Annotated in this window: 11 protein-coding genes; 7 read left to right on the forward strand and 4 right to left on the reverse strand. The window is 65.4% G+C overall.

What is annotated here, in order from left to right:
* Positions 1-1,065 precede the first annotated feature (1,065 nt).
* Complete coding sequence (pyrE, locus tag P8014_RS13715; RefSeq protein ID WP_337817890.1) at positions 1,066-1,707, forward strand: orotate phosphoribosyltransferase; 642 nt, start codon at positions 1,066-1,068, stop codon at positions 1,705-1,707.
* Between the two features lie 109 nt (positions 1,708-1,816).
* Complete coding sequence (locus P8014_RS13720; protein ID WP_337817891.1) at positions 1,817-2,461, forward strand: DUF4124 domain-containing protein; 645 nt, start codon at positions 1,817-1,819, stop codon at positions 2,459-2,461.
* Positions 2,462-2,479: 18 nt separating this feature from the next.
* On the opposite strand, the gene argB is transcribed toward P8014_RS13720, so the two are convergent.
* The 4 genes from argB to coaBC are packed head-to-tail and all read right to left on the reverse strand — an operon-like array spanning position 2,480 to position 6,437.
* Positions 2,480-3,361, reverse strand: coding sequence for an acetylglutamate kinase (gene argB, locus P8014_RS13725; protein ID WP_337817892.1), 882 nt, complete (start codon positions 3,359-3,361; stop codon positions 2,480-2,482).
* 10 nt (positions 3,362-3,371) lie between these two features.
* Positions 3,372-4,751: a phosphomannomutase/phosphoglucomutase gene (locus P8014_RS13730; RefSeq protein ID WP_337817893.1), complete on the reverse strand. Its 1,380-nt coding sequence runs from the start codon at positions 4,749-4,751 to the stop codon at positions 3,372-3,374.
* A 14-nt stretch (positions 4,752-4,765) separates the two neighbouring features.
* Positions 4,766-5,221 carry a dUTP diphosphatase gene (gene dut, locus P8014_RS13735; protein ID WP_337817894.1) on the reverse strand — a complete coding sequence of 152 codons (456 nt, stop codon included), beginning with the start codon at positions 5,219-5,221 and terminating at the stop codon, positions 4,766-4,768.
* A complete protein-coding gene (gene coaBC, locus P8014_RS13740; protein ID WP_337817895.1) occupies positions 5,208-6,437 on the reverse strand; it encodes a bifunctional phosphopantothenoylcysteine decarboxylase/phosphopantothenate--cysteine ligase CoaBC in 1,230 nt (409 codons plus the stop codon). The genes dut and coaBC overlap by 14 nt, the downstream gene beginning before the upstream one ends.
* A gap of 165 nt (positions 6,438-6,602) precedes the next feature.
* Between coaBC and P8014_RS13745 the strand changes: the two genes are divergently transcribed.
* The 5 genes from P8014_RS13745 to P8014_RS13765 all read left to right on the forward strand — a co-directional run bounded on the left by P8014_RS13745 (position 6,603) and on the right by P8014_RS13765 (position 11,996).
* Positions 6,603-7,088, forward strand: a complete 486-nt coding sequence (locus P8014_RS13745) for a cyclic nucleotide-binding domain-containing protein (RefSeq protein WP_337817896.1) — start codon at positions 6,603-6,605, stop codon at positions 7,086-7,088.
* A gap of 556 nt (positions 7,089-7,644) precedes the next feature.
* On the forward strand, positions 7,645-8,316 hold the full coding sequence (gene radC, locus P8014_RS13750) for a DNA repair protein RadC (RefSeq protein ID WP_337817897.1): 672 nt from the start codon (positions 7,645-7,647) through the stop codon (positions 8,314-8,316).
* A gap of 33 nt (positions 8,317-8,349) precedes the next feature.
* A complete protein-coding gene (locus P8014_RS13755; RefSeq protein WP_337817898.1) occupies positions 8,350-9,639 on the forward strand; it encodes an SGNH/GDSL hydrolase family protein in 1,290 nt (429 codons plus the stop codon).
* 281 nt (positions 9,640-9,920) lie between these two features.
* A complete protein-coding gene (locus P8014_RS13760) occupies positions 9,921-10,967 on the forward strand; it encodes a cytochrome D1 domain-containing protein (RefSeq protein WP_337817899.1) in 1,047 nt (348 codons plus the stop codon).
* 3 nt (positions 10,968-10,970) lie between these two features.
* The gene (locus tag P8014_RS13765; protein ID WP_337817900.1) at positions 10,971-11,996 is read left to right on the forward strand and encodes a sterol desaturase family protein; all 1,026 of its coding nucleotides are present in this window, start codon (positions 10,971-10,973) and stop codon (positions 11,994-11,996) included.
* Positions 11,997-12,071 lie beyond the last annotated feature (75 nt).

Raw genomic sequence — 12,071 nt, forward strand, 5'->3', positions numbered from 1 at the left:
CGTATTCCAACTCCGAAAAGCTCGATTGCATGGCGATCAACCCAACTGTGACGATGACTCATGATCTCAGACTCACGACCAGCACAGACGCCTCAGGCGAATAAATCAGCGCTTCCTTAGCTTGGGTACGCAGTCGTTGATCGTGAAGGTGCGGTTCCGGGAGCGCATCAGTTGCGAGGGCGTTTAGTTTGTGTGAGTGAAGGCGGTGCGCTTGCTGGCTGCTGGGGCTCGTTTCGTGCGCGATTCGATGCCTGGGGCATCTATCTGCCGCGGTGACGCGCCGGAGCCTCTTTCTTTGCATGCCCAAAGAAAGAGGCGAAAGAAAGGCACCCGAAAGGCCTTGTCCCTACGGGCAAACCTCGAGCGCCCACCCCGGCCCGGGGCACCGCAGGCACTTGCCCTCCTGGCAAGGCCTGCTCGGGCGGCGTCCTGCCGCCCGACCCCGCGCCGAGGCGCACGCTCGAGGCAAGGCCAAACGGGAACCGGAGAGTCCAAACAGAACGCATCCCGAGAGTTTGAAACTCTGAAAAGGGTTGTTCAGAGGACTTTGCTATCGGGCGCGCTTTGTTTTGACGTTGGGCTCCCCTTTGATCGCTTGCCTCGCGAGCGTGCGCCTGGGCGGGGATGGCCGGCAGGGAAGCCGGCCAAGCAGTCCTTCGCCCGGACGGCGAATGGCTGCGGTCCCCGTTCAGGCGTGCGTTCGCGAGGTTGCCCGTCAGGGACAAGCGATCCTGAGGGTGCGTTTCTTTCGCCGGTTTCTTTGCGCACTCAAAGAAATCGGCTCGGGCGCGTCACCTCGATCAAGCGAATCCTCACACATCGAATCGCGCCCGAAACAAGCTCCCCAAAGCCAGAAAACACTCCGCTTTTAACCACGCAAGATCAAAACCGCAAACGCTGATTCGCGCCCGAAAAGAACCTCAAGCTCCGGGGAATGCAGCATCACTAAATCAGACATCTACCGTTCAAGCGTGTACTCGACATGCACGCGCCGTTCGTGACGGCATCCCCAAGCCCTGGTGTTAATATGCCTACCCACATTCACAGCCACCGAACAAGCGCCCGATGACCCCCTATCAGCAGGAATTTCTCGAATTCGCCATTGCCCGCGGCGTGCTGCGCTTCGGCGAGTTCACGCTCAAATCCGGTCGGATCAGCCCGTATTTCTTCAATGCAGGACTGTTCAATACCGGCGAGGCGCTCGGCCTGCTCGGCAGAGCCTATGCGCAGGCCATCGTGGACGCCGGGTTCGAGTTCGACATGCTGTTCGGGCCGGCCTACAAGGGCATCCCGCTGGTGGCGGCGACGGCGATCGGTCTGGCCGAAACGCATGGCCGCGACGTGCCCTGGTGCTTCAACCGCAAGGAAGCCAAGGACCACGGCGAGGGAGGGGCTCTGGTCGGGGCGCCCCTTGAGGGGCGGGTGCTGGTGGTCGACGATGTGATCACCGCCGGTACAGCCATCCGCGAATCGGTCGAAATCATCCATGGCGCCGGTGCCGAACTGGCCGGGGTGGTTATCTCCCTCAATCGCGAGGAGCGCGGCACCGGAGCCCGTTCGGCGATTCAGGAGGTCGGGGATACGCTCGGCGTCCCCGTGGCCAGCATCGCCAAGCTGAGCAACCTGATTGAACTGTTGGCCGGCGATCCCTCGCAGGCTGGTACGCTGGAACGCGTGCGGGCATATCGCGACGAATATGGTGTGTGACCTGAATCTTCGGCTGGTCGGGGATTGTTGCCCGCACGGGCCTTCAGGCAAACTGGGGTCCAGGGTTTATTACACACTGAATTAAAAAGCTCAAAACCCGGTGGAAGAGATGTCGATACGATCGCGAGTCCTGCTCGGCAGTGCCACCGTATGCTTGTTGTCGCTGACAGCGGCGAGTGTTTTCGCCGCCGAGAGTACGTTTCGCTGGCGTGACGCACAGGGGCAGGTCCACTACAGCAACCTGTTGCCTCCCGAGGCGGTCGATCGAGGCTATGAGGTCTTCAATAGCAATGGTGACATCATCAAGCGTGTGTCGCCGCCGCTGACGCCGGCTCAGCGTGCTGCCGCCGCAGCCGAAGCCAAGCGCTTGGAGAAACAGGCCGCGGATCGTGCTGCGCAGCAGCGCCATGACAACATGCTGCTGCGCACCTTCAATACTGTGCAGGATATCGAGCATTTGCGCGACAATCGCCTCAGTGCGCTGGAGGGGCAGTTGCGCCTGGTGCGCGAGCATCAGCAGATGCTGCAGGCGCGCCTGAGTGGGTTGCAGGCCCGCGAGGCGAAACTGGTTTCGGCCAAGCGAGCCGTGCCGGCGGGTTTGCGTCAGGAGATCGAAAGCACGAGCGCCGAGCTGGCCGACGCGCGCAAGACACGGCAGGCGCTGGAGGCGGAGCGTGTCGACACTGCGCGCCGCTTCAAGGCCGATATCGAACGTTTCAAGCAGTTGCAGGCGGACGGGCGCGTGCAGCAGTAGGCGAGCAGGTACCCGCCCTCAGCTGCGGATCAGCGTACCGATGCCCTGGTCGGTGAACAGCTCCAGCAGTACGGCGTGTTCGATACGCCCATCCACGATCAATGCCGTCTTTACTCCGGACTTCACCGCATCGAGCGCGCAGGCGATCTTCGGCAGCATGCCGCCGTGGATGGTGCCGTCGGCGATGAGTTCGTCGACGTGTCGCGCGCTCAGGCCGGTCAGCAGCTCGCCCTGCTTGTCCAGCACACCAGGCGTATTGGTCAGCAGAATGAGTTTCTCGGCACCGAGGATGGCGGCGACCTTGCCGGCGACGAGGTCGGCATTGATGTTGTAGGCGCGTCCGTCCTCGCCGACGCCGATCGGCGCGATCACCGGAATGAAGTCGCCGCCGTCGAGCATGTGCACCACGGATGGGTCGATGGAGGCAACCTCGCCGACCTGGCCCAGATCGATTGTTTCCTCCGGCTCCGGCGTGTCGCTGGCGGGTGAGAGCTTGCGCGCGCGGATCAGACCGCCGTCTTTGCCGGTCAGGCCCACGGCGCGCCCGCCCTGCTGGTTGATCAGGTTGACGATCTCCTTGTTCACCAGCCCGCCGAGTACCATTTCCACCACATCCATTGTTTCGGCGTCGGTTACCCGCATGCCCTGGATGAAGCGCGATTCCTTGCCCAGGCGCTCGAGCAGGCTGCCGATCTGCGGTCCGCCGCCGTGCACAACGACCGGATTGATGCCGACGTGCTTCATCAGCACGATGTCGCGTGCGAAGCCGCGCTTCAGATTTTCGTCGACCATGGCGTTGCCGCCGTACTTGATGACCACGGTCTTGCCCGTGAAGCGCTGGATGTAGGGCAGCGCTTCGATGAGTACGCGGGCGGTTTGGGCGGCGTCTTCCTGGTTCATGGCGGTATCGTCAGAAGGGCAGATTCACGGAGGGGTCCACCGCCAGCATCTGTTGGCGGAAGATGGCCTGGATTTCTTCCAGTCCAGCCTGGTCGTCGGCTTCGAAGCGGATGACCAGGCTGGGCGTGGTGTTGGAGGGTCGTACCAGACCCCAGCCATGCGCGTAGTCGGCGCGCAGGCCGTCGATGGTGGTCAGCCGCGCGTCGCCGAAGTCGGCCCGTTCGGTCAGCTTGCGCATGAACTCGAAGTGCGCGCCTTCTTCGGCGAAATGTACGTTGAGTTCGGGCGTGTTGACACTGTCGGGCAGCGCGGCGAACACCTCGGTCGGCGTGCGCGTCTCCTGGCTCAGAATCTCCAGCAGGCGCGCGGCGGTGTACAGCGCATCGTCGAAGCCGTACCAGCGCTCCTTGAAGAAGATGTGGCCGCTCATCTCGCCGCCGAGCAGGGCGCCGGTTTCGCGCATCTTGGCCTTGACCAGCGAATGGCCTGTCTTCCACATCAGCGGCTGGCCGCCGTGCGCGGCGATCTGATCGCCGAGGTGGCGCGAGCATTTGATGTCGTAGAGGATGGTCGCGCCGGAATGGCGCGAGAGCACGTCGGCGGCGTAGAGCATCATCTGGCGGTCGGCCCAGACCACGCGGCCCTCGGCATCGATCACGCCCAGGCGATCGCCGTCGCCGTCGAAGGCCAGCCCCAGGTCGAGACCGTCGGCGCGGACCTTGGCGATCAGATCCTCGAGGTTTTCCGGCTCGGAGGGGTTCGGGTGGTGGTTGGGGAAGTGGCCGTCGATTTCGCAGAACAGCTTCTCCACCTTGCAGCCCAGACGTTCGAGCAGTTCCGGCGCGAGTTCACCGGCCACGCCGTTGCCGCAGTCGACGGCCAGGCGCAGCGGGCGAGTCAGCTTTACGTCGCCGGTGATGCGCGCCAGGTAGCGTTCGGCGATGTCTTCGTCGCGGCTCGTGCCCTGGCCGCTGGCGAAGTCGTCACCCTCGATACGCGTGCGCAGACCTTGGATGGTGTCTCCGTAGAGCGTTTCGCCGCCGATGACCATTTTCAGGCCGTTGTAGTCCGGCGGATTGTGGCTGCCGGTGACGGCGACGCAAGTGCGGGTGCCCAGCTCCTCGGCGGCGAAATAGACTACCGGCGTGGGTACGCAGCCGACGTCGATCACGTCGATGCCGCTGGCCAGCAGGCCCTCGGTGAGTGCGGCGACCAGCCGCGGGCCGCTAAGGCGTCCGTCGCGGCCGACGGCGACGGCGTTCTGGCCGTGCGCTAGCGCTTCGCTGCCGAAGGCTCGGCCGATGAGCCGCACGGCGTCTTCGGTGAGATCGCGATCGACCACGCCGCGGATGTCGTAGGCGCGAAACAGGGTGGCGCAGATCTGGCTCATGGCGTCGCCCTCGGTCAGTGGCGACCGGTGTGGCCGAAGCCACCCGCGCCGCGCGTGCTGGCGTCGAATTCGTCGACGATTTCGAAGTCCGCCTGTACCACGGGCACGAACACGAGCTGGGCGATGCGCTCGCCGGGCTGCACGGTGAAGGTGTCGGAGCCGCGGTTCCAGCACGACACCATCAGCTCGCCCTGGTAGTCGGAGTCGATCAGGCCGACCAGGTTGCCGAGCACGATGCCGTGCTTATGCCCGAGGCCGGAGCGCGGCAGGATGGTGGCCGCCAGTCCGGGGTCGCCGATGTGCACGGCCAGGCCGGTGCGGATCAGTTCGGTCTGGCCGGGAGCGAGTTCCAGCGGTGCGTCGAGGCAGGCGCGCAGGTCCATGCCGGCGGCGCCGTCGGTGGCATGTGCCGGCAGCGGAAAGTCGCGGCCGACGCGCGGGTCGAGGATCTTGAGTTCAATCTTGCGCATGGAGTGTGGTGTCTTCCTTGATCGGATGGAGGGTGCGGTAGCGTTCGGCGATGAGCGCCACGAGATCGCGTGCGAGCTGTTCCTTGGGCGCACGCGGCAGGCTGCGGGCGCCGTCGTGCCACAGCACTTCCAGCGCGTTGTCGCTCTGCTCGATGCCGAGCGTCGGTCCGACGCGGTTGGCGGCGATCATGTCCAGCCCCTTGCCGGCGAGCTTGCTGCGCGCGTTGTCCAGCAGATCGTCGGTCTCGGCGGCGAAGCCTACGCAGAACGGACGCGGATCGTGCGCGGATACCTCGGCGAGAATGTCCGGCGTGCGCACCAGGGCGAGTTCGAGGGTGTCCGCGGATTTCTTCATCTTGTGCGCCGAGGTCTCGGCCGGCCGATAGTCGGCGACCGCGGCGGCGGCGATGAACAGGTCGGTGGCCGGCAGCCGTTCGAGTACCGCGCGGTGCATGTCCGCGGCGGTCTCGACGTCGATGCGGTTTACCCCGGCCGGCGTGGGCAGGGCGACCGGGCCCGCGATCAGCGTGACCTCGGCTCCCGCGGCGCGCGCCGCGGCGGCGACGGCGAAGCCCATGCGCCCGGAGCTGCGGTTGCTGAGTACGCGTACGGGGTCGATGGGTTCGCGCGTGGGGCCAGCGGTGAGGGTGAGGCGTACGCCGGCCAGCGGACCGGCCGCGTGGCGCTCGCGCAGCGCGGCGACGATCTCGGCCGGCTCCAGCATGCGCCCGGCGCCGGTCTCGCCGCAGGCCTGGTCGCCCTCGGCCGGGCCGAGCAGAGTCATGCCGCGGGTTTCGAGCAGCGCGCGGTTGGCCTGGGTGGCGGGGTTGGCCCACATCACGCGGTTCATCGCCGGGGCGAGAAACAGAGGAGTCTCGGTGGCCAGGCACAGCGTGGCGAGCAGATCGTCGGCCAGGCCGTGGGCGAGGCGGGCCATGAAGTCGGCGCTGGCCGGGGCGACGAGTACCGCTTCGGCCCAGCGCGCCAGCTCGATGTGGCCCATGCCGGCTTCGGCGCTTTCGTCGAGCAGCGTGGTGTGCACCGGGCGGCCGGACAGCGCCTGGAAGGTGAGCGGCGTGACGAACTCGGTGGCTGCCGGAGTCATCGCGACGCGTACCTCGCAGCCGGACTTGACCAGCAGGCGCGTCAGTTCGCAGGCCTTGTAGGCGGCGATGCCGCCGCTGACGCCGAGCAGAATGCGCTGGGGAAGGGACATGGTGGGCAAGTTTATAACAGAGGCCACCTAAAATACTGCCGGGCGGTAGCGCGCGCGATGCAATACGCCGGAATTGTGCTATCACTGGGAACGTGCCGGCGGCACGCATGAATTACCATTCGATTGTCATGGTATAAATAGACCATCAGTTCAGGAGCCCGAGTCATGTCCAGCACTCCACGCCTGCTAGATCTCATCAAGAATTCGCCTCTGTCGCAGGATCTCAATGAACGGGATTGTGGCTTCCTCGAGGAGGTCATGTGTACGCGGACGCTGGGGAAGGACGAGGTCCTGCTGCGCGAGGGCGAGACCGATTACATGCTGCATTTCGTGGTGTCCGGCCGTTTGGCGGTGACCAAGGATGCGGCGGGCGAGAGCGTGACGCTGCACATAATGGGCCCGGGGGGGCTGGCCGGCGAAATGGGCTTCGTGGATGGCGCACCGCATTCAGCCAGTCTGATCGCGCTGGAGGAGGTCACGGTGCTCTGCCTGGAACGCGAGGCGTTCGAGAAGCTCGTTCCGGAGCATCCGAATCTGACCTATCACTTCATGCGTGCCATCGTGCGCTTGGGGCATACCACCCTCAAGCGCATGAACATGCAGTTCGTCGAGATGAACAACTACATCACCAAGACCCACGGTCGCTACTGACCGCGGGCTTGGCATTCTCGGGTGCCGGGGCGATGCGGCTAATGCCACCGGGCCGGGTTTCCATTGGTAGCGATCAGGGCCGTGCGGAGTCCAGCGGCCGGGGACCCACTTCGTGGCGTGGCGTGGCGGTTTTGCCCAGTAGCCGTCCTGCCAGACCCAGTGATCGAGCCAGACCCAGCGGCCGGTGATCCAGATGGCACCCGGCCAAGGGGCGGCGCCGATGATCTCGACGCGAGAGGGAGGGGGCGTGCTGCCTACGACCACCGCGCCGCTGTAGTAGGGCCGGTGGGGATAGACGGTGCAGCCGCCCAGCACGGCGCCTAGCAGCAGCGTGCCGACAACCGATGCGGCAGCGCGCGAGCGTTTGTTCGTGAACATGGAACACCTCCAGGCAACTGTGTGGGAGACGTTCCCCGGATCATCATGACTCTTTGTCGGGGGGAGCGTGGTACTTGCTGCATGTCCACCGCAGTCGCGGTTTTCCGCACATATAAGGGTATGTCAGGCGTGCTTACCCCAGCCTTAACGGCTGCGGGGGATACGAGTAGGGGGGAAGATGGCGATCAAGGACTGGCCGGCGGACGAGCGGCCGCGCGAGAAGCTGCTGCAACGCGGGCCGGCAGCCCTGTCGGACGCCGAGTTGCTGGCGATATTCCTGCGTACGGGGGTGGCCGGGAAAAGTGCGGTGGATCTGGCGCGTGAGTTGCTGGATACCTTTGGCGGTCTGCGCCCGCTGCTTGAGGCCGATCTACAGGCGTTCAGCGCCGGCAAGGGGCTGGGAGCGGCAAAGTACGCTCAGCTGCAGGCCGTGCTGGAAATGGGCCGTCGGCACCTGGACGCGCGCTTGCGGCGAGGCGAGGCGTTGGAAAGCCCGGCGCAGACCGTGCGTTATCTGAGCGCGCGGTTGCGGCACCATCCGTATGAGGTGTTCGCGGTGCTGTTTCTGGACAACCGCCACCGGGTCATCACCTACGAGGAGCTGTTCGCCGGCACCATCGACGGTGCCAGCGTGCACCCGCGGGAGGTCGTGCGCAGGGCGCTGGCGCACAATGCTGCGGCCCTGATCCTAGCGCACAACCATCCCTCCGGCGTCGCCGAACCCAGTGCGGCCGATGCGGCCATCACGCGCAGGCTGAAAGAGGCCTTGGCGCTGATCGACGTGCGCGTACTCGACCACATCGTCATCGGCGACGATGCAGTGTCGCTTGCCGAGCGGGGCATGCTGTAATACCCAGATCCCGTTTTCGTGCAAAGGAGCAGCATGTCCGCTCGATCGCAACTGCCCACAGTCCGCCGTCAGTCAACGGCGTTTGCCTGTTTCGCGTTGCTGCTCAGCCTGGCGTGGCTGGCGCCGGCGTGTGCTGCAGCCGCTCCAGGCCGGTGGGTAGGGGCCTGGTACATGGCTCCGCAGGCGGTGACGACGAATCCCGCGGCGCCCGGCTATCTGCGCGCGCCGACGGTGGACGATGCGACGGTGCGCCAGATCGTTCGCCCCACCGTTTCCGGCACGGCGCTGCGCCTGCATATCAGTAACCGTTTCGGCAGCCACGCCCTGCACCTCGGCGCGGTTACGATAGGTGTCGCCCGCGGCGTGGGTGCGTTGGTGCCGGGTACGTTGCGGCGGGTCACTTTCGGCGGCAAGCCGCAGGTGGAGATCCCTCCAGGAGGGACGGTGACCAGCGACCCGGTGGATGGGCCCGTCATGGCGCGCCGGGCGCTGGCGGTGAGTCTGTACGTGCCCGGTCGGGTGCATCCGCGCACCTGGCACAAGATCGCAGGGCGGGTGAACTTCCTTTCCGTACGCGGCGACCACAGCCGAGACGTTTCCGGCCGCGCGTTCGGACATCGGGATACCAACGTGTTGTGGCTGGATGGCGTGGACGTGCAGGCGCCTGGCGCATGGGCTCTGGTGGCGATCGGCGATTCGGTCACCGACGGTATGCGCGCGACGCTCAATGCGCAGCGGCGCTGGCCCGACGATCTGTCGAGGCGTTTGCGTGCTGCCGGAATCAAGCATGTCGCCGTGCTCAACGCCGGCATCAGCGGCAACCGCCTGCTGCACGACTCAGCCTGTTACGGCACCAGGCTGCTGGCGCGCTTTCGGCGCGATGCGCTGCACCAGCACGGCGTGCGGGCGATCATCGTGCTCGTCGGCATCAACGACATCGACTTCGGCTATACCCCGCATCGCCGGGGACTGGACTGCGATGCGCCGCATGTGAAGGTGACGGCAGGCGAGCTGATCGAGGGGTATCGCCAGCTGATCGTCGAAGCGCATGCGCAGGGCGTCAGGATCTACGGGGCGACTTTGACGCCGGCGTCCTTGCCACCAGCGCGCGAGGCCGTGCGGCGGAAGGTGAACGCGTGGATACGCAGCAGCGGCGCTTTCGATGCGGTGGTCGATTTCGATGCCGCGCTGCGCGATCCGGCGCATCCGACGCGTCTGCTGCCGCGTTACGACAGCGGGGACCATGTCCATCCCAGCGATGCGGGGTATGCGGAGATGGCGCGGGTGGTGCCGTTGGGGTTGGTGCGGGGGATTGGCGGGTAGCGGTTGTGTGCCATGTGTTCTTGCTGGCTGTGGAGGCCTGTTTCGTGCCCGAAACAGGCCTCAGCGCCAACAATGGGCACAACTCCCACCACATCGCCAGCAGAGACCACATACCCCGAATCACACCCAAAACAGACCCCCACAGCCAGAAAGTCCGCCGCCTTCACAAACGCAATATTGATTCGCGTAGAGAATAAATCCCCCGCAAGCGACTGGATATTGACGCCGTTCCGCCGCAGGCGTCCAATACGCTCGTTCGCCGACTCTCAGACAGGTCAATCATGCACCGCCGCCAATTCCTCAAGACAGCCGCGCTGACGGCTATGGCCCCTGGCTTCATGCGCGCGGGTTCGGCCCTCGCAGCCACCTCGAACGAAAGCGTGATCGTGCTCGATTCGGGCGGGGCGAGCATTACGCTTGTCGACCAGGCAACGCGCAAGGTGAAGCGCAGCTTCCCGGTGGGCAAGGAACCACATCACCTGATGCTGTTGCCGAACGGCCAGCAGCTCATCGTGGCCGACGCTGTCGGCGGTGAGCTGAATTTTCTGAATCCGATCACCGGCGCCTACGAGGGCAAGCTGCCAGGTATCGAGGATCCGTATCAGATCGGTTTCTCGCCGGATCGCAAGTGGTTCGTGGCCAACTGCCTGCGCCTCAACCGGGTGGACATCTATCACTACGACGGCGGGCACAAGCTGCAGCTGGCCAAGCGGGTGCCGCTGGACACCATTCCCAGCCACATGGCCTTCACCGCCGATAGCCAGACCGTGTTCGTCAGTCTGCAGGGCAGTGACGCGGTGGCCGCTTTGCATCTGCCCACGCAGCGCGTGCTGTGGACGATGCGAATCGGCAAGGCCACTGCCGGCGTGTGGATGACGCCGCACGACGAACACCTGCTGGTGGCGCTGACCGGCGAGGACGCCGTGATCGCCGTGGACTGGCGCCGGAAGCGCATCGTCAGGCGCATCGTGACCGGCCGTGCGGCACACAACTTCCGTTCGCTGGCCGACCATCGCCACGTGATGGTCAGCAACCGTCTGTCCAACACGATCAGCGTCTTGGATATGCAGGATCTGCGCAAGGTCGAGGACATCCGCGGCCTGCGGCCCGGTCCGGACGACATGGAGCTGTCGGCCGACCGGCGCTGGTTGTGGACGACGTTCCGCTTCGCACGCGAAGTGGGCGTGATCGACATGCGCACGCGCAAGCTGGTCGACGTGATCCATGTCGGGCGTTCGCCGCACGGCATCTATTTCCATGACCGCGCGCCGTTCTACGACAATCTGCCCTACGCCGCGCAGCGTCCGCTGCCGGTCCGGTCGGCCTGAAGCATGAGCCTGTTCGCATCTTGGTACGCCGCCGTGCTGCAGGCCGTATCCAACCTGGTGGGCGACGCCCAGACCTGGCTGTTCGTGAGCGTGGTCCAGCCAACGCTGTACCGTCTGGACATGATGTCGCTCAGCGACCTGGCCTACGACGCCACCTTCTGGTTCATCGCCGGTGCATTGCAGATCGCCGTGGTCTACGCCGTGCTGCGCCCGCTGGAAACCTGGCGTCCGCTGGAAAGCTGGCAGGATCGCAAAAGCGTGCGCGTGGATGTGATCTACACCCTCATCTCGCGTCTCGGCCTGGTCGGCCTGGTGTTCTTCTTCACCCTGCAGCCCGCTTTCGACGCGCTGCAGGCGTGGCTGCAGCTGCACGGGTTGTTCAACCTGAACCTTGAGCAGCTTGTGCCCGGGGCGTTTGCCCACCCGGTGCTCGGCTTCCTGATCTATTTCGTCGTGCTCGACTTCGCCGGCTACTGGTATCACCGCTGGCAGCACCAGTTCCAGTGGTGGTGGGAATTGCACGCCGTGCACCATGCCCAGCGCCAGCTCAGCCTGTGGGCCGACGACCGCAACCATCTGCTCGATCTGATGTTGCTGCAGTCCTATTTCGCCGCGCTGGCGCTGATCATCGGAATCGAGCCGGGCCAGTTCGTCCTGCTGACGCTGCTCAGCGGCGCCCTGCAGAGCCTGCAGCACGCCAACACGCGTATCAGCTTCGGCCGGCTGGGCGAACGCCTGCTGGTCAGCCCGCGTTTCCATCGCCTGCACCACGCCATCGGCTACGGCCACGAGCTCAACCATCACAATCGCGCGCGTATCTACGGCTGCAACTTCGGTATTCTGCTGCCGTGGTGGGACATCCTGTTCGGCAGCGCCGACTTCGATACCCCGCTGCAGCCGACCGGCGTGCGCGCCGAAGTCGAGGGCGAGGACTACGGCCGCGGTTTCTGGGCGCAGCAGTGGTTGGGGCTGGTGCGGATGGGGCGGCAGTTGCGGCGTGGCTTGCCGCCGGTTTTCGGTCGAGCCTGAGCGCGGCGCTTGCCGTTTGCCGGGTGAGGCAGGCGTCTGGTGTCGGCGTTCTGCATGGATCGGGGTTATCTGGTG

It is taken from the genome of Acidihalobacter sp. (assembly GCF_037381185.1).
GTDB lineage: Bacteria > Pseudomonadota > Gammaproteobacteria > DSM-5130 > Acidihalobacteraceae > Acidihalobacter_A.